Genomic DNA, 17,036 nt, shown 5'->3' on the forward strand with positions numbered 1-17,036 from the left:
CGGGGACTGACCCGCACAGGGCCGAGCCTTAGCCAGTCGTACGTACGTCCCCGTACTCGGTCCCGTACCGTGTGCGGGGACGTACGCACGTGACGGGCTTGCACTGGGGAGGCGGGACTCATGGCCGTGAAGGACCGGGACCGGTTCTCCACCGCGACCAGGCTACGGCTGCTCGGTGAGCAGACGGCGGCCCGCGTCTACCGTTCCCAGACCAAGCGGCAGGCCCGCCGCTCGCGGCTGACGGGCCGGGCAGCGCTCCTGGCTCTCGTTCTGTGCTCCCTCATCGTGGCCCTCGCGTACCCGATAAGGCAGTACGTGTCCCAGCGGGCCGAGATCGCCGATGTGGAGCGGCAGCGGGAGCAGGCCCGCGAGCGGGTCGAGCAGCTGCGCGACCTCAAGGCGCGCTGGCGGGACGACGCGTACGCCGAGCAGCAGATCCGGCAGCGGCTGCACTATGTGATGCCGGGCGAGACCGGCTACATCGTGATCGACCCGGACGCGTCGAAGCAGGCCCGCACCGACAAGGGGACGGCCGCCCGTCCCTGGTACGCCAATGTCTGGGACGGCGTGGACAAGTCCGACGCCGCCGACCAGTGAACTGACCAGAAAGACAAGTGACTCACGGCATGGAAACGCCACCGCCGCCCACCCCGCGCACCGAGCCGACCGACGCGGACGTCGAGGCCTTCAAGCAGCAGCTGGGCCGGCCGCCCCGCGGGTTGCGCGCGATCGCGCACCGGTGCCCGTGCGGGCAGCCGGACGTCGTCGAGACGGCGCCGCGTCTTCCCGACGGGACGCCGTTCCCGACGACGTACTACCTGACGTGTCCGCGGGCCGCCTCCGCGATCGGCACGCTCGAGGCCAACGGTGTCATGAAGGAGATGACGGACCGGCTGGCGACCGATCCCGAGCTGGCCGCCGCGTACCGCGCCGCCCACGAGGACTACATCGCGCGCCGCGACTCCATCGAGGTCCTGGAGGGCTTCCCGAGCGCGGGCGGCATGCCGGACCGGGTGAAGTGCCTCCATGTGCTGGTGGCCCACTCCCTGGCCGCGGGGCCCGGGGTGAACCCCCTGGGGGACGAGGCCCTCGCGATGCTGCCGGAGTGGTGGCGCAAGGGGGCGTGCGTGGTCCCCGTGGACGGGGCCTGACCCTCCGCCCTGGACCGCGCAGTCGCGCGCGCCTCGTTCAGGGGCGCGCGGAGCCGCGCGACAAGCCCCCACCGGCCTGCAGGGCGCCTGGGGCCCCGGGCGCCGGAATGGGTAGGGGCGGCGGGGGGCGAGAACCATCACGACAGGAGACCAGACACCATGACCAGGGTCGCTGCCATCGACTGCGGCACCAACTCCATCAGGCTGCTCGTCGCCGACGCCGACCCGCGGACGGGTGAACTCGTCGAGCTGGACCGCAGGATGACGATCGTGCGGCTCGGCCAGGGCGTCGACCGGACCGGGCGGCTCGCGCCGGAGGCGCTGGAGCGGACGTTCGCCGCGTGCCGGGAGTACGCGGCGATCATCAAGGAGCACGGCGCCGAGCGGCTGCGCTTCGTGGCGACCTCGGCCTCCCGGGACGCCGAGAACCGGGACGAGTTCGTACGCGGGGTGCTGGACATCCTCGGGGTCGAGCCGGAGGTCATCTCCGGGGACCAGGAGGCGGAGTTCTCCTTCACCGGCGCGACCAAGGAGCTGACGGGCCAAAACCAGGGGGGCGCGGAGCGCCCTTCGAATGAGGGTGGTGGTGGGCGACGGGCGGGCGACCTGGCCAAGCCCTTCCTCGTCGTGGACATCGGCGGCGGTTCGACCGAGTTCGTCGTCGGCGACGACCACGTGCGCGCGGCGCGCTCCGTCGACGTCGGCTGCGTACGGATGACCGAGCGGCATCTCGTACGGGACGGGGTCGTCACCGACCCGCCCACGGAGGAGCAGATCGCGGCGATGCGCGCCGACATCGAGGCCGCGCTCGACCTCGCCGAGGAGACGGTCCCGCTGCGCGAGGCGCACACGCTGGTGGGCCTCGCCGGCTCCGTCACCACGGTCGCGGCGATCGCGCTGGGGCTCGACGCCTACGACTCCACGAAGATCCACCACTCCCGGATCGCGTACGAGCGGGTCAAGGGCATCACCGACGCCCTTCTGAGGGCCACTCATGAACAGCGCGCCGCGCACCCGGTGATGCACCCGGGGCGCGTCGACGTGATCGGCGCGGGTGCCCTCGTCCTCCTCGCGATCATGGAACGGATCGACGCCCATGAGGTCGTCGTCAGCGAGCACGACATCCTCGACGGGATCGCCTGGTCCATCGCCTAGGTCTGCTGGAGTGTGGAGTGGGCCCGGACTGTGGCGTGGGCCATGGTTCGGCCGTGGCCTGGGTCTCCTTTTGCTACCTGTCGGTAGCCTCGACTGAGCAGGTCGGATAACGTATGAGCGCGCCTGAGGGGCGCCGAAATGCCCCTCGGTGACGGGCCGCCGAGAAACTTCGTGAAGTTCTTCACAAGGAAAAAGGCTTTGCTGGGCGAGGATTGGGCCCCTGGGGTCACCATGGAGGGCTCAGGCGGCCTGAGCGCGTGCTCACCGGAGCATTTCGAGGGTGTGGCCGGCGGGTGAAACGGGGACGTGGTCCGGTCGGTTCGAAGGGCCGGAGCGGCAGCTCACGCGGTGTTGACAACGGTCCGCACTACACGGTGGTTCCCTGCTCTCGCCATGACCTGGGTCACGTGGGTCGCGCAGTGTAGCAGAGGGCCTGCCCAAGCTTGTGAAGGGGCGCACGAGCGACCCCCCATGACCGGGTGGATACTCGATGGCATGAGCACCACGGAGCGTCCCAGGATCCTCGTAGTAGGCGGTGGGTACGTAGGCCTGTACGCAGCTCGGCGCATTCTCAAGAAGATGCGCTACGGAGAGGCGACCGTCACGGTCGTCGACCCCCGGTCGTACATGACCTACCAGCCCTTCCTCCCCGAAGCCGCCGCCGGCAGCATCTCCCCGCGGCATGTCGTCGTCCCGCTGCGACGCGTGCTTCCCAAGGCGGAGGTCCTCACCGGCCGGGTCACCACCATCGATCAGGACCGCAAGGTCGCCACGGTCGCCCCCCTCGTGGGTGAGGCGTACGAGCTGCCTTTCGACTACCTCGTCATCGCGATGGGCGCGGTCTCCCGTACCTTCCCGATCCCCGGCCTCGCCGAGCAGGGCATCGGCATGAAGGGCATCGAGGAGTCCATCGGCCTGCGCAATCACGTACTTGAGCAGCTCGACAAGGCCGACTCCACGACCGACGAGGACGTCCGGCGCAAGGCGCTCACCTTCGTCTTCGTCGGCGGTGGCTTCGCGGGTGCGGAGACCATCGGCGAGGTCGAGGACATGGCCCGCGACGCGTCGAAGTACTACACCAACGTGTCCCGCGAGGACATGCGCTTCATCCTCGTCGACGCCGCGGACAAGATCCTTCCCGAGGTCGGTCCGAAGCTCGGCCAGTACGGCAAGGAGCACCTGGAGAGCCGCGGGGTCGAGATCTACCTCTCGACGTCCATGGACTCCTGCGTCGACGGCCACGTGGTCCTGAAGAACGGCCTCGAGGTCGACTCCAACACCATCGTGTGGACGGCCGGCGTCAAGCCGAACCCCGTTCTCTCCCGCTTCGGTCTGCCGCTCGGCCCGCGTGGCCACGTGGACACCCAGACCACCCTCCAGGTGCAGGGCACGGACTACATCTGGGCCGCCGGCGACAACGCCCAGGTGCCGGACGTCGCCGCCCGCAAGGCCGGTGTCGAGAACGCCTGGTGCCCGCCGAACGCGCAGCACGCGCTGCGGCAGGCGAAGGTCCTCGGCGACAACGTGGTCTCCGGCATGCGGGGCTTTCCGCAGAAGGAGTACTCGCACTCCAACAAGGGTGCGGTGGCCGGTCTCGGCCTCCACAAGGGCGTCGCGATGATCGTCATGGGCAAGATGAAGATCAAGCTCAAGGGTCGTCTCGCCTGGTACATGCACCGCGGCTACCACGGTCTGGCCATGCCGACCTGGAACCGCAAGATCCGCGTCTTCGCGGACTGGACGCTCGCGATGTTCCTCAAGCGCGAGGTCGTCTCGCTCGGTGCCATGGAGACTCCGCGCGAGGAGTTCTACGAGGCCGCCAAGCCGGCGCCGGCGCCTGTGGCCGCCGCGGCTGCGCCCGCCGCCAAGACCGAGGAGAAGGCCAAGGCCTCCTGACCTCCGGTCCCTGAACGCCCCGAAGGGGCCGCCCGCCATCCGTGGTGCGGGCGGCCCCTTCGGCGTGTGCGGATGGGTGGCGGTCGGGCGAAAAACGCGTGGCCGCTACAGCTATTTTGCTCAGCTGTAACGCGGAAGGGGGACTGCGCGGCAGGCCGGTTGGTGTTTACGTGGTGTTGGAGCGTTCGGGAGTGTTGTCTCGGAGGTGTACGCCATGCAGGACGCCGCGCCGCGGCTGAAGAGCCTTGTCGAACAGTTGCTGGGGGTCCCGCTCCCGCTGCGTATCCGCGCCTGGGACGGCTCGGAAGCAGGCCCCCCTGGCGCCCCCGCCCTCGTGGTACGCAACCGAAGGGCCCTGCGCCGGCTGCTGTGGAAGCCCGGCGAGTTGGGGCTCGCCCGGGCCTGGGTCGCCGGAGACCTAGGGGTGGAGGGCGACCTGTACACCGCCCTGGACCTGATGTCCGGGCTGGTGTGGGACCGGGGCGAGGACGCCAGGGGAGTCGGAGAGGCGCTGCGCGACCCCGAGGTGCGCGCCGCCGTACGGGGGCTGGTGAAGATGGCCGGGCCCCCGCTGCCGCCCTCCCCGCCTCGCGAGGAGGTGCGCAGACGCCGCCACCTGCACACCAAGCGCAGCGACAAGCGGGCCATCAGCCACCACTACGACGTGGGGAACGACTTCTACGAGATCGTCCTCGGGTCGTCCATGGTCTACTCGTGCGCCTACTGGGAGGACGGCGGGACTCTCGAGGAGGCCCAGCGCGACAAGCTCGAACTCATCGCCCGCAAGCTCGACCTGAAGCCCGGTCGGCGGCTGCTCGACGTCGGCTGCGGCTGGGGTTCGATGGCCATCCACGCCGCCCGTGAGCACGGCGTGAGCGTCGTCGGGGTCACCCTGTCGCAGGAGCAGGCCGCGTACGCCCGCAAGCGGGTCGCCGACGAGGGGCTGACCGACAGGGTCGAGATCCGCGTGCAGGACTACCGGGACGTCGCCGACGGGCCCTACGACGCCATCTCCTCCATCGGAATGGCGGAACACGTCGGCGCCGAGCGCTACTTGGAGTACGCCGAGGTGCTGTACAAACTCCTCAAGCCGGGCGGGCGGTTGCTCAACCATCAGATCGCGCGGCGGCCGCAGCGCGACGAGTCGGCGTACTCCGTGGACGAGTTCATCGACGCCTACGTCTTCCCGGACGGCGAACTCGCGCCCATCGGCACGACGGTGACGCAGCTGGAGCGTGCCGGGTTCGAGGTGCGCGACGTCGAGTCCATCCGCGAGCACTACGCGCTCACGCTGCGCCGCTGGGTCACCAACCTGGAGGCCCAGTGGGCGCGGGCCGTCAAGCTCACCAGCCCCGCGCGGGCCCGCGTCTGGCGGCTGTACATGGCGGCCAGCGCGGTCGCCTTCGAGCGCAACCGCATCGGCGTCAACCAGGTACTGGCGGTCAGGGCACCGGAGGCGTCCGGTGCCTCCGGGATGCCGTTGCGGGCGCGTACCTGGGGGTCGTGACCGTACGCGGGAGAGTCGCCCGTACGAGCAAGGGACCCCGTTCCGTCCGGAACGGGGCCCCGACTCGTGTACCGCTCAGAAGCGCTACTCCGATTTGATCGCCGTCAGCATGTTCAGGCGGGCCGCCCGCCGGGCCGGCCACAGGGCTGCCAGGACCCCGACCGTCGCCGCCAGGAGGAGGAAGATCCCCATCCGGGCCCAGGGCAGGACCAGTTCGTACGTCGCCATCTTGCTGCCCAGCAGCTCACCGGCCGCCCAGCCGAAGAAGACACCCAGGCCGATGCCGAGGACACCGCCGAAGAGCGAGATGACCAGCGACTCCAGGCGGACCATGCGCTTGATGCCCTTGCGGTCGAGGCCGATCGCGCGCAGCATCCCGATCTCCTGCGAGCGCTCGAAGACCGACATGGCGAGGGTGTTGATGACGCCGAGGACGGCGACGACGACCGCCATCGCGAGCAGGCCGTAGAGCATGTTCAGCATCAGCGTGAACATCTGCGCGATGCCGTTGGAGATGTCCTGCTTGTCCTGGACCTTGATGGCCGGGTTGTCGCCGAGGGCCTTCTCCAGCCTGTCCTTGGCCGCGTCCGATGTGCCGTTCGACGTCTTCAGCATGACCTGCATGTCGGAGACGGCGTCGGTCTGGTGGGGCGACAGCGTCGCGCTGTCCACGATGATGCCGTGGATCATCTCGTTGCCCTCGTAGACACCCGCGACGGAGAGCTTCCCCTTCTTCCCGTCCTCGTACGAGACCGTGAAGTCCGAACCGGCCTTCCAGCCGTGCGACGTGGCGGTGTCCTGGTCGACGACGATCCGCTCGCCGCCGACCTTGAAGGAGCCGTCGCTGATCGTGAGGTCGGTGAGCTTGGTGATGGCCGCGCCGTTGACGCCGGTCAGGAACTCGGTCTGCCGGTCGATGCGTGAGGGCGCGTCGCGCAGGGAGCTGATGTCCGTGACCCCGTCGACCCCGGCGAGCTTCTTCTCGACGTCCGGCGAGAGGGAGTTGCCGTTCGCCATGGAGACGACGTAGTCCGCCTTGAGCGCGGAGCTGGCCATCTTGTCGATCGACTTCTGCAGGCTGCCCGCCATCATCGTCATGCCGGTGATCAGGGTGAGGCCGATCATCAGCGCGGAGGCGGTGGCGGCCGTACGGCGCGGGTTGCGGACCGAGTTCTGGCGGGCCAGCTTGCCGGAGACCCCGAAGACGCGGAGCACCGGGGCCGCGGCCGCGATCAGCGGGCGGGACAGCAGCGGGGTGAGGACGAAGACGCCGATGATCAGCAGGACCGCGCCGAAGCCCATCGGGGCCTGGCCGTCCGAGCCGTCCATGGTCGTGGCGTAGAGGACCACGGCGACGCCCGCGGCGGCGAACAGGGCGCCGATCGTGTTCCGCAGGACCAGGGACTTCGTCGTCGCCTTCGCGTGCACGCTGCTCATCGCGGCGACCGGCGGGATCTTCGCTGCGCGGCGGCCCGGCAGCCAGGCGGCCAGCATCGTGATGAGGATGCCGACGAGCAGGGCCGTCGCGACCGTGCCCGGCGAGATGATCAGTGGCCCGTCCGGCACGGTGGCGCCGAGCGTGCCCATCAGGGAGCGCATGCCGGCCCCGATGCCGATGCCCGCGGCCAGACCCGCGACGGCGGCGACCGCGCCGACGACGAACGCCTCGATGAGGACGGACCGGGTGACCTGCTTGCGGGAGGCGCCGACGGCGCGCAGCAGGGCCAGCTCCTTGGTGCGCTGGGCGACCAGCATGGTGAAGGTGTTGGCGATGATGAACGTGCCGACGAAGAGCGCGATGCCGGCGAACACCAGCAGGCCGGTCTTCATGCCGCTCATCGCGGCGGAGATCTGCTCGGCCTGGTCGTCGGCGAGCCGCTGACCGGTGGTGGTGGAGGCGACGTCCTTCGGAACGACGTCGTCCAGGGCGTTGCGCAGCGCGGTCTGGCTGGTGCCGGCCGCCGCCTTGACGTCGATCTCGTCGTACGAGCCGACCGAGTGGAAGAGCTTCTGAGCGGTCGCCGTGTCGAACAGGGCGAGGCTGCCGCCCGCGGCGACGTTTCCGTCGTCGGTGGTGAAGATGCCGGTGACGGTGGGCGTGAGAACGGGCCCGTCGACGGACAGCCGTACGGTGTCGCCGACCTTGTAGCCGGCGCGCTTCGCGGTCTCGGAGTCAATGGCCACCTCGCCGGTCCCCTTGGGCGCATGACCGCTCGTCAGCGGATACCGGGGGTCCTTGGCCCCCCAGTAGTTCCCGCCCTGCGACTGGAAGCCGCCGCCGATCAGCTTGCCGTCCTTGTCGGCGATGGCGGTGAAACCGTTCACCACGCCGATGGCGGAGGCCGCGCCCGGGACCGTGGCGGCCTTGTCGAGCAGCGGCTGCGTGAGCTTCGCGGTCTTGCCGACAGTGTCGCCCTCGTCCGCCCGGCTCTCCGGCTGGATGGCGACGTCGACCTGGTCGAAGCCCTTGGCGGAGCTCTTCTGGTAGGCGTCCGAGATGGTGTTGGTGAAGACCAGGGTCCCCGACACGAACGCCACGCCGAGCATCACGGCGAGCACGGTCATCAGGAGCCTGGCCTTGTGCGCGAGCACGTTGCGCAAGGCGGTACGGAACATGGGTTTCTCAGTCCAGGAGGGTTGCGTCGACGGGTGGGCGCGGGCGATCGGCCCCGGTCGGCCGTTGCGGGACGGGGGCTGGGACCGGGGGAACCGGTGGGTCAGCTCGTGCGGCCCTTGCCGTCGAACTCGGGGGTCTGGGGGTTTCCCCCAGGAAGGTTCCGCATGCGGTCCAGGACCGAGTCGGCCGTGGGCTCGTACACCTCGTCGACGATCCGTCCGTCCGCGAGGAAGACGACACGGTCGGCGTAGGCCGCCGCCACCGGGTCGTGGGTCACCATCACCACGGTCTGCCCCAACTCCCTTACGGAGTTGCGCAGGAAGCCCAGCACCTCCGCGCCCGAGCGGGAGTCGAGGTTTCCGGTCGGCTCGTCGCCGAAGATGATGTCCGGGCGGGAGGCGAGGGCGCGGGCCACGGCGACGCGCTGCTGCTGGCCGCCGGAGAGCTGGGAGGGGCGGTGGCCGAGCCGGTCGGCGAGGCCGATCATCTTGATGACGGTGTCCAGCCACGCCTTGTCCGCCTTGCGGCCCGCGATGTCCATGGGGAGCGTGATGTTCTCCAGGGCCGTCAGGGTCGGCAGCAGGTTGAACGCCTGGAAGATGAAGCCGATCTTGTCCCGGCGGAGCTTGGTGAGCTGCTTGTCCTTGAGCGAGCCCAGCTCGGTCTCCCCGATGCGTACGGAGCCGCTGCTGAAGGTGTCCAGGCCCGCCACGCAGTGCATCAGCGTGGACTTGCCGGATCCGGAGGGGCCCATGATCGCGGTGAACTCGGCCTGACGGAAGTCGACGCTGACCCGGTCGAGGGCGACCACCTGGGTCTCGCCCTGTCCGTAGACCTTCGACAGTTCCGTGGCACGGGCTGCCACAGCGGTGGTTCGGCCGGCGAGGGGAGTGGTGGTCACGGAAGGGTGCTCCTGTCGGGACGACGACGTTTCTGGGGACGTGTCCATCGTCGGATGCGATCCGTGCCGTGTAGTCAGCCGCTGTTCTGGTTCCGGGGGCAGACTGCGGTCGGACCAGGAGCGGTTGTGTCATACCTGGGGATGACGGGGCTCCCCTGAGCGGTCTCCGGGTACGGCCACGGCACCCGCAGGGGCGACCTTGTGGAGGCCGAGCCTTCGAACGGTGCGTTCGGACGGTGAAATTCCGTCATTCCGTATACGCCGCCCCGGGGCGTCCGAAAGGCTATTGGCAAGTGCGGATGGCCCGTACCGAGGGCTGATGCACCCTCAGACGTCAATAAAATAAGACAACATCGGGCCGCACGTCCGCTGTTCGGGGGATGCGCCCCGATAGGCTCGGAACCTCGATGCGGAGCCCATGGCCTGCCCGGATGGTGGAATGCAGACACGGCGAGCTTAAACCTCGCTGCCCCTCGCGGGCGTACCGGTTCAAGTCCGGTTCCGGGCACCACCGCACCTGTGACGCAGGGCGTGGGCCACAGTCGGAGCAAACCGAGGGTGGCCCCGCTGGTCGCCCGTCTGGTTGCTGTTGCCCTCCCGACAGGGCGTCATTGTCGGCCGCACCCCCCCGACCACAGGTTGCGGCCCCGCAGTCCTCCGGCTGCGGGGCCGTGGTCGTCCGGTGCGGTCAGGCGGTGGCTACCGCGCACTTGCCGCGGTCCGCCTTCACCGGTCCGGCTGCGGTGGGCCGGACGTCGAAGTCGAACATCGCGGTGGGCACGTAGAGCGAGCAGCAGGCGTTGGGGATGTCGACGATGCCACTGATGCGTCCCTCGATGGGGGCGGAGCCGAGCAGCAGGTAAGCCTGTTCACCGCTGTAACCGAACTTCTTGAAGTACTCGATGGCGTTGAGGCAGGCCCGACGGTAGGCCAGCGTCGCGTCCATGTAGAAGTTGGTGTCCGTGTCGTGGTCGACGGACACTCCGATGAAACTCATGTACTCCGTGTAGCGCGGCTCGACGTTGCCGGGCATGAACACCGGGTTGGTGGAGATGCCGTACGTCTCCATGCCGCCCTTGATCAGGTCGACATGGAAGTCGATGAAGCCGCCCATCTCGATGGCGCCGCAGAAGCTGATCTCTCCGTCGCCCTGGCTGAAGTGCAGGTCGCCCGCGGAGAGCTTGGCATCGTTGACGTACACGGGGAAGAAGGCCCGCGAGCCACGGGTCATGTTCTTGATGTCCTGGTTGCCTCCGTTCTCACGGGCCGGGACCGTGCGTGCGCCCTCCGCGGTGATGCGCGTGGCGAGGTCTCCGGTGGCCGTGCCGGCGAGCGCGTTGTTGGTGTCCGGGGGTACGGCGAGGGGCGGGACCCGGTTCGGGTCGGTGTCGATCAGCGCCTTCTCGCGAGCGTTCCAGCGGGTGAGCAACTCGGCGGAGGGAGCCGTTCCGAACAGCCCGGGGTGGGTGATGCCGGTGTAGCGGATCCCTGGCAGATGGCGGGACACGGCCTGCTGTCCGTGGAGATCCCAGATCGCCTTGTAGGCGTCGGGGAAGTAGTCGGTCAGGAAGCCGCCGCCGTTGGCCTTGGCGAAGATGCCGGTATAGCCCCAGCCCTGGCCGGCCGCGTCACCGCTCTGCTGGGGGACGGGGCCCAGGTCGAGGATGTCGACGACGAGCAGGTCGCCGGGTTCGGCGCCCTCCACGCCTATCGGGCCGCTGAGCATATGAGGGATGGTCAGGTCGATGTCGCGTACGTCGTTGGCGGTGTCGTTGTTGCCGACCTGGCAGTCGGTCCAGTCACGGGTTTCCAAGCGGAACTCGGCTCCGGGCTTCACCGTGGTGACGGTGGGGACGTCCGGGTGCCACCTGTTGTGTCCGGGGACATCCTGGTCGCGCATCGACTTGGTCTGGTCGACCTTGAATACGACTTCGGGCATGACAGCCCCTCCTTTCCGATCTGGTCACGTTGGTGCTCTCACGCTTCCGGCCGGCGGGGCCCCCCGGGCCGCCGGGGACGGCTGCCTGGTGCGCGGCCACAGCCCCGCGAACACCACGACGCCGAACACCGCCAGAGCGATGGCGGTCTCGGTGGGGTGTTTCCAGTAGCCGGAGAGCAGCAGCCCGGCGGGAATCGCTCCCGTGACCCAGCCCTGGATCGCCGTCACCCAGCCCGTATAGGTCCGGAGGCCGTCCATCTTGAGGCCGAGCAGCAGGAAGAACAGGAACCACAGGTATGCCCAGTAGAGCCAGATGACCCCGAAGGGTTGGTCCTTGAGGAGCCGGAAATTGACGAACGAGTATCCCAGGGCCGCGACTGCTACGAACAGCGAGTAATAGCCGACGCCGGTGCTGTCGAGACCGGCGAGCAGGCCGACACCTACGTAGAGGTAGGTGAAGCCGAACAGATAGATTCCGGATGCTGCCAGAATCTTCATCGAGTCATCGCCGGCGGTGAAGATGAGGTAAGTCGGCGTCAGTACCTGCAGTGCGCCTATGAAAAGGTTGAACACCGCCCCAGATTTGGCGTCGACCTTCTCGAGAAGGATCATGCCGTTCAGGAAGAGCACGGCACCGACGAAGAGCAATCCCACACTGCCCACGGGGACGCACCTCCTCAGTCCGCGTGGGGGATGAAACTGTCGAAATCCGCCTGAGACGTTCTGCCTTGTCGACCACCGCCCTCAGGGTCGCGGCAACCGCGAGAGCGCGGGGTGCGGGCGCTGTGGCGCCCTTCTGCCCGGCGGCACTTCGGAAACCACTGCCGGGGCATCACGGGACTGCTCCTCCCGTTCATGGAGGGCGGTGACCGTGTGCGAGGTCAGCATGAGGCCGGGCGAGGAGTACACACGTCTTGCGGTGCCCGCGCAAAGAGGGCAGCCGTAAACAGGGGGCGCGGTCCCGATCGCCAACTTCACGTCGAAAGCCCCACAACGGCTGCACAGATATTCGTAGGTTGCCATCACCACTCCGGGTGCCGGTGGACGCTGGCCAACCCGGTCATGAGGCGCGGCACTCTCGTAGGCACGCGCCTTAATTCTTCTTCTTCGCTTCCTCTTCTTCACTTTCAAGGAGACGACTCGCGAATGCGTGTGTCAAGTCCCGGACGGCTGGGCCGCCGTGTTCCCTGGACGATGTTTTCGGGCGATTCCGCCGCGAGGCTCGACGTGCCGTCCAACAGCGATTTCCCGACCTGCCCTTGCTCGCACAGGCGGACCAACTCGTAACTGAATGTGGAGAACGTCGTGCAGGCGCCGCTCGCATGGCCGGTGATGTTGATCAGCCATGTGTCGGCCACTGTCGACGGGGATTGCAGCGACTGCTTCCACTCGACTAAAATTCAAGATCATCGGTGCCGATCGGTACAAGTGCCCGACCGGTCTGCCGGAGCAGTGGCCCCACCGATGGAGGACGGCCATGGCAAAGATCCTTGCGGTGCTCTATCCGGATCCCGTGGGCGGTTATCCACCCGAGTACGCCCGCGACGAGATTCCCACCATCACCGGCTACCCGGGCGGTCAGACCGCGCCGACCCCGCAAGCCATCGATTTCACCCCGGGACAGCTCCTCGGCTGCGTCTCGGGAGAACTGGGACTGCGCCGCTTCCTGGAGGAGCGGGGCCACACGTTTGTCGTCACGTCCGACAAGGAAGGCGCGGACTCCACGCTGGACCGCGAGCTGCCCGACGCCGACGTGGTGATCTCGCAGCCCTTCTGGCCCGCCTATCTGACCCCCGAGCGGATCACCGCCGCCCCCCGGCTCAAGCTGGCGATCACCGCGGGGATCGGGTCGGACCACGTCGACCTGCCGAGTGCGATCGCTCACGGCATGACGGTGGCGGAGGTGACCTACAGCAACAGCATCAGCGTGTCCGAGCACGCCGTCATGCAGATCCTGACCCTGGTGCACAACTACCTGCCCGCCCACGAGTGGGTGACCACCAAGAAGGGCTGGAACATCGCCGACAGCGTTTCGCGCGCCTACGACCTCGAAGGAATGGACGTCGGCGTCCTCGGCTCCGGCCGTATCGGCCAGGCGGTGCTGCGCCGCCTCAAGCCGTTCGACGTCAGGCTGCACTACTGCGATGTGCACCGGCTGCCCCGGGAAGTGGAGGAGGAGCTGGAGCTGACCTGGCATCCCGACGTCCGGTCGCTGGCCCCCGCGGTCGACGTGCTGTCGATCCACACGCCCCTGCATCCCCAGACGCAGAACCTCTTCGACGACGAACTGATCGGGGCCATGAAGCGCGGTTCGTACATCGTCAACACGGCACGCGCGCTGATCGTCAACCGCGACACCGTGGTGCGGGCCCTGAACAGCGGCCGGCTGGCCGGGTACGCCGGTGACGTCTGGTATCCGCAGCCGCCACCGCCCGACCACCCCTGGCGCACGATGCCGTACGAGGCGATGACACCGCACGTGTCCGGTTCGACCCTCTCGGCGCAAGCGCGCTATTCCGCCGGCACCCGGGAGATCCTGGAGTGCTGGTTCGGCGGGCGTCCCATCCGCCCGGAGTACCTGATCGTCGACGGCGGCGGCCTCGCCGGGACGGGAGCGCGCTCCTACACGGTCGCCGGATAACGAATAACAGCCGCGGACAATAAATCAGCAGCGGATTCCGCGGACGATCCACCCTTGCCTGCCGCGAGCCCGTGCGGGCTGTGAGCCGACTCACGCCAAATTTTGCTGGACGGGCGCGATCGGGAGCTTTAGCGTCCTTAAATAGTTCGATTTTCCATTATGCGAAGGCACCGGCGCCGCGCATACTGTTTCGCAAGAAAAACAAGGCGAACGCACGCCGGGAAGGTGGATCAGTGAGCAGCATGGACGCCGTGTGGGTACGGGGCGTGAACGGCATTCAGATGCATCACGTGACCGACCTTCAGGATGCCGGCAGATTTCTCGGCAACGCAGCGATGGCACTGCGGGCCGCGCATGTGAGGACCGGCGCCGACCGGTACAGCGGACTCGCCGCCGAACTCAAGGCCCTGGTGCAGCGGGTGCGGGAGCTGGAGGACGAGGCGCGCTCGAGCATGCACGAACTGCACTCCAGCGACCCCGAGCGGTTCGTCCGCTGCCGGGACGGTCACGAGCCGTGGCCCGGTGAGATCCCGGCGGGATTCATTCCGCGCCACACCTGCAAGGACGAATGCCTGTACCACGACCGCGACGTCCTCGAAGCGATCATGCAGTGCACCTGCGGTCGGCCGCCGTGCCAGGCGTGTGAGATCGACGGTCAGCTCTGACGCCCTGACAAGTCCGGAAACGGCCCGCGGTAGGTTCCCCTGTTGAGTGGGAGCCCACCGCGGGCCGTTGTCGTCCACGGCCTCTGCGAGGCTGCTCGGTGGCTGCCGGTGGGCGAAGCGGACACGCGTCCCGCCGGGCAGTGGCCCGAGGGCGCCGACCGTTGACAGCAAGCGCGTGCGGTCGGAGACTCCCGTTGAAATGGTGAAGGAAATTTCACTCGACGAACAGAACGCGAAGGAGCGTGCCGGATGCGTACCACCGTCGGGATCATCGGGGCCGGGCCGGCCGGGCTGCTGCTGGCGCGGTTGCTGCACAACGCGGGGATCGAGTCCGTGGTGCTGGAGAGCCGGGACCGGGCGTATGTGGAGCAGCGGCAGCGGGCCGGGATCCTGGAGCAGGGGACCGTCGATGTGCTGCGGGCCGCCGGGGCCGCGGAGCGGATGGACCGGGAGGGGCTGCGGCACGACGGGATCGAGCTGCGGTTCGCGGGCAAGCGGCACCGCGTCGACTTTCCCGCGCTCACCGGCGGGCGCTCCGTGATGGTGTACGCGCAGACCGAGGTGTGCAAGGACCTCATAGCCCTGCAGCTCAAGCAGGGCGGTCCGCTGCTCTTCGAGGCCGAGGCGCTCGCCGTGGAGGACGCCGAGAGCGCACGGCCGCGGGTCCGGTTCACGTACGAGGGGCGCGAGGACGTGCTCGAGTGCGACTACGTCGTCGGGTGCGACGGATTCTGGGGCGTCGCCCGGAAGGCCGTGCCGGCCGAGCTCTCCCGCGTCTTCGAGCGGACGTACCCCTTCGGCTGGCTCGGCATCCTCGCCGATGTCCCGCCCTCGCACGACGAGCTGGTCTACGCCCGCCACGACCGCGGCTTCGCCCTGCTCAGCATGCGCTCGCCCGCCGTCTCCCGGCTCTACCTCCAGGTGCCGCAGGGCACGGACGCCCAGGCGTGGAGCGACGAGGAGATCTGGGACGAGCTGGAGCGGCGCTTCGCGACGGACGACGACTGGCGGTTGCGGCGGGGGCCCATCACCTCCAAGTCCGTCACCCCGATGCGGAGTTACGTCCACGAGCCCATGCGGCACGGGCGGGTGTTCCTCGCCGGGGACGCCGCGCACATCGTGCCGCCGACCGGCGCGAAGGGTCTCAACCTCGCCGTCGGCGACGTCGTCACCTTCGCGCGGGCACTGGCGTACGAGAAGGAGACCGGTTCGAGCGAGCTGCTCGACGCCTACTCCGAGACCTGTCTGCGCCGTGTCTGGCAGGCCGAGCGGTTCTCGTACGACATGACGACCCTGCTGCACCGCGACCCCGACGCGACCCCCTTCGAGGACCGCATCCAGCTGGCCCGCCTGGAACGGGTCGCGACCACACGGGCGGCCGAGACCGACCTCGCGGAGGGCTACACGGGATTCCCCCTGGAGTAACCCCGGAATAAGAGGGGGTCGGGGCGGATTGAGAGGGCACAGGGCTGGTGTCACGGCTTCGTACCAGTGCGGGCAGGGCAGGGGACACACGCGTACCGTGGCACCACAAGGGAAAGATCCTCCCCAAGCACTAGGGTCAATCCTTTGCCTACCTATTACTCTTGTGAGCCAAGGCCACGCAGGGTGGCCATGGAGGAGTGAAATGAGGAGCAGTAACCCGGTCTTCTCGCGACGGGGGTTCAGCCGCGACAACGGCTACGCGGGCTTCAACGCGGCGCCGCAGGCCGGGGGACCCGCTGTCGGCACCCAGGGCAACCCGTACGCCCAGCAGGGCGGCAACCCCTACGCGCAGAACCCGTACGCCCAGCAGGACCTGCAGCACGGCGCTCCGCCGCAGGCCCCGGTCACCACCACCGGCCGTATGACGATGGACGACGTCGTCGTGCGCTCGGCCATGACTCTCGGCACCGTCACCGTCGGCGCCATCCTGGCCTGGGCGCTGCTGCCGGTGTCGTCCACCAGCTACGGCCTGGCCGTCGGCTCTGCCCTGGTCGCCTTCGTGCTGGCCATGGTGCAGTCCTTCAAGCGCACGGCCTCGCCCGCACTGATCCTCGGTTACGCCGCCTTCGAGGGCGTCTTCCTCGGGGTCATCAGTGAGATGTACAACAGCCAGTGGTCGGGCGCGCCCTTCCAGGCGGTCCTGGGCACCATGGCGGTCGCCGGCGCGACCCTGCTCGTCTACAAGGCGGGCTGGATCCGCGTGACCGCGCGGTACGCGCGCATCGGCATGGCCATCGCCATCGCCTTCATCGTCGTCATGGCGGTCAACCTGCTGCTGGTCGCCTTCGGCGTCGCCGAGGACGGCGGACTGCGCAGCATGGGCCCGCTCGGCGCGATCGTCGGCATCCTGGCGATTCTCATCGGCGCGTTCTTCCTGACCCTCGACTTCAAGCAGATCGAGGACGGCATCGCGTACGGCGCGCCGAAGGAAGAGGCCTGGCTGGCCGCGTTCGGCCTGACCCTGACCCTCGTCTGGATCTACGTCGAGATGCTGCGTCTGGTCGCCATCTTCAGCGGCGACGACTAGGACGACGGAACAGGCCGGTGACGACCGGTAGTGCGTACCCCGTACGTGCCGT

At 68.6% G+C, this 17,036-nt stretch carries 14 protein-coding genes and 1 tRNA gene; 10 read left to right on the forward strand and 5 right to left on the reverse strand.

Annotated features, from left to right (window positions below):
* Positions 1-120 precede the first annotated feature (120 nt).
* The 5 genes from IEY95_RS44805 (at position 121) to IEY95_RS44825 (ending at position 5,709) form a co-directional block, all read left to right on the forward strand.
* Positions 121-597 (forward strand): FtsB family cell division protein, encoded by a 477-nt coding sequence (locus tag IEY95_RS44805; RefSeq protein WP_189192069.1) that lies wholly within the window; start codon positions 121-123, stop codon positions 595-597.
* Positions 598-626: 29 nt separating this feature from the next.
* Positions 627-1,151, forward strand: a complete 525-nt coding sequence (locus IEY95_RS44810) for a DUF501 domain-containing protein (RefSeq protein WP_189192070.1) — start codon at positions 627-629, stop codon at positions 1,149-1,151.
* A 159-nt stretch (positions 1,152-1,310) separates the two neighbouring features.
* Positions 1,311-2,306 carry a Ppx/GppA phosphatase family protein gene (locus IEY95_RS44815; RefSeq protein WP_189192071.1) on the forward strand — a complete coding sequence of 332 codons (996 nt, stop codon included), beginning with the start codon at positions 1,311-1,313 and terminating at the stop codon, positions 2,304-2,306.
* A gap of 495 nt (positions 2,307-2,801) precedes the next feature.
* A complete protein-coding gene (locus IEY95_RS44820) occupies positions 2,802-4,202 on the forward strand; it encodes an NAD(P)/FAD-dependent oxidoreductase (RefSeq protein ID WP_189192072.1) in 1,401 nt (466 codons plus the stop codon).
* A 214-nt stretch (positions 4,203-4,416) separates the two neighbouring features.
* Positions 4,417-5,709: an SAM-dependent methyltransferase gene (locus IEY95_RS44825; RefSeq protein ID WP_189192073.1), complete on the forward strand. Its 1,293-nt coding sequence runs from the start codon at positions 4,417-4,419 to the stop codon at positions 5,707-5,709.
* An 84-nt stretch (positions 5,710-5,793) separates the two neighbouring features.
* Here IEY95_RS44825 and IEY95_RS44830 read toward each other — a convergent pair whose 3' ends face one another.
* The gene (locus IEY95_RS44830) at positions 5,794-8,325 is read right to left on the reverse strand and encodes an ABC transporter permease (RefSeq protein ID WP_189192074.1); all 2,532 of its coding nucleotides are present in this window, start codon (positions 8,323-8,325) and stop codon (positions 5,794-5,796) included.
* Between the two features lie 101 nt (positions 8,326-8,426).
* Positions 8,427-9,227, reverse strand: coding sequence for an ABC transporter ATP-binding protein (locus IEY95_RS44835; protein ID WP_189192075.1), 801 nt, complete (start codon positions 9,225-9,227; stop codon positions 8,427-8,429).
* A 425-nt stretch (positions 9,228-9,652) separates the two neighbouring features.
* Here IEY95_RS44835 and IEY95_RS44840 point away from each other — a divergent pair.
* Positions 9,653-9,738: transfer RNA gene (locus IEY95_RS44840), tRNA-Leu, on the forward strand.
* A gap of 177 nt (positions 9,739-9,915) precedes the next feature.
* Here IEY95_RS44840 and fmdA read toward each other — a convergent pair.
* From fmdA to IEY95_RS50920, 3 genes are all read right to left on the reverse strand, one after another.
* Complete coding sequence (fmdA, locus tag IEY95_RS44845) at positions 9,916-11,166, reverse strand: formamidase (RefSeq protein WP_189192076.1); 1,251 nt, start codon at positions 11,164-11,166, stop codon at positions 9,916-9,918.
* 24 nt (positions 11,167-11,190) lie between these two features.
* Positions 11,191-11,829: an AmiS/UreI family transporter gene (locus IEY95_RS44850; protein ID WP_189192077.1), complete on the reverse strand. Its 639-nt coding sequence runs from the start codon at positions 11,827-11,829 to the stop codon at positions 11,191-11,193.
* 81 nt (positions 11,830-11,910) lie between these two features.
* A complete protein-coding gene (locus tag IEY95_RS50920) occupies positions 11,911-12,189 on the reverse strand; it encodes an FmdB family zinc ribbon protein (protein ID WP_189192078.1) in 279 nt (92 codons plus the stop codon).
* Between the two features lie 454 nt (positions 12,190-12,643).
* On the opposite strand from IEY95_RS50920, the gene IEY95_RS44860 reads away from it, so the two are divergent.
* From IEY95_RS44860 to IEY95_RS44875, 4 genes are all read left to right on the forward strand, one after another.
* Positions 12,644-13,807, forward strand: a complete 1,164-nt coding sequence (locus IEY95_RS44860; RefSeq protein WP_189192079.1) for an NAD-dependent formate dehydrogenase — start codon at positions 12,644-12,646, stop codon at positions 13,805-13,807.
* 242 nt (positions 13,808-14,049) lie between these two features.
* The gene (locus tag IEY95_RS44865) at positions 14,050-14,472 is read left to right on the forward strand and encodes a hypothetical protein (protein ID WP_189192154.1); all 423 of its coding nucleotides are present in this window, start codon (positions 14,050-14,052) and stop codon (positions 14,470-14,472) included.
* A 249-nt stretch (positions 14,473-14,721) separates the two neighbouring features.
* Positions 14,722-15,897 (forward strand): 4-hydroxybenzoate 3-monooxygenase, encoded by a 1,176-nt coding sequence (locus IEY95_RS44870; RefSeq protein WP_189192080.1) that lies wholly within the window; start codon positions 14,722-14,724, stop codon positions 15,895-15,897.
* Positions 15,898-16,099: 202 nt separating this feature from the next.
* Positions 16,100-16,984 (forward strand): Bax inhibitor-1/YccA family protein, encoded by an 885-nt coding sequence (locus IEY95_RS44875; RefSeq protein ID WP_189192081.1) that lies wholly within the window; start codon positions 16,100-16,102, stop codon positions 16,982-16,984.
* Positions 16,985-17,036: the final 52 nt, after the last annotated feature.

This window comes from Streptomyces albiflavescens, from assembly GCF_014645835.1.
Taxonomy (GTDB): Bacteria; Actinomycetota; Actinomycetes; order Streptomycetales; family Streptomycetaceae; genus Streptomyces; species Streptomyces albiflavescens.

Excerpts from the sequence above, each read along its gene's own strand:
- IEY95_RS44830 (WP_189192074.1), bottom strand. The coding sequence starts at position 8,325 with ATGTTCCGTACCGCCTTGCGCAACGTGCTCGCGCACAAGGCCAGGCTC.
- IEY95_RS44815 (WP_189192071.1), top strand. The coding sequence starts at position 1,311 with ATGACCAGGGTCGCTGCCATCGACTGCGGCACCAACTCCATCAGGCTG.
- IEY95_RS44825 (WP_189192073.1), top strand. The coding sequence starts at position 4,417 with ATGCAGGACGCCGCGCCGCGGCTGAAGAGCCTTGTCGAACAGTTGCTG.
- fmdA (WP_189192076.1), bottom strand. The coding sequence starts at position 11,166 with ATGCCCGAAGTCGTATTCAAGGTCGACCAGACCAAGTCGATGCGCGAC.
- IEY95_RS50920 (WP_189192078.1), bottom strand. The coding sequence starts at position 12,189 with ATGGCAACCTACGAATATCTGTGCAGCCGTTGTGGGGCTTTCGACGTG.
- IEY95_RS44860 (WP_189192079.1), top strand. The coding sequence starts at position 12,644 with ATGGCAAAGATCCTTGCGGTGCTCTATCCGGATCCCGTGGGCGGTTAT.
- IEY95_RS44805 (WP_189192069.1), top strand. The coding sequence starts at position 121 with ATGGCCGTGAAGGACCGGGACCGGTTCTCCACCGCGACCAGGCTACGG.
- IEY95_RS44870 (WP_189192080.1), top strand. The coding sequence starts at position 14,722 with ATGCGTACCACCGTCGGGATCATCGGGGCCGGGCCGGCCGGGCTGCTG.
- IEY95_RS44875 (WP_189192081.1), top strand. The coding sequence starts at position 16,100 with ATGAGGAGCAGTAACCCGGTCTTCTCGCGACGGGGGTTCAGCCGCGAC.
- IEY95_RS44865 (WP_189192154.1), top strand. The coding sequence starts at position 14,050 with ATGGACGCCGTGTGGGTACGGGGCGTGAACGGCATTCAGATGCATCAC.
- IEY95_RS44820 (WP_189192072.1), top strand. The coding sequence starts at position 2,802 with ATGAGCACCACGGAGCGTCCCAGGATCCTCGTAGTAGGCGGTGGGTAC.
- IEY95_RS44810 (WP_189192070.1), top strand. The coding sequence starts at position 627 with ATGGAAACGCCACCGCCGCCCACCCCGCGCACCGAGCCGACCGACGCG.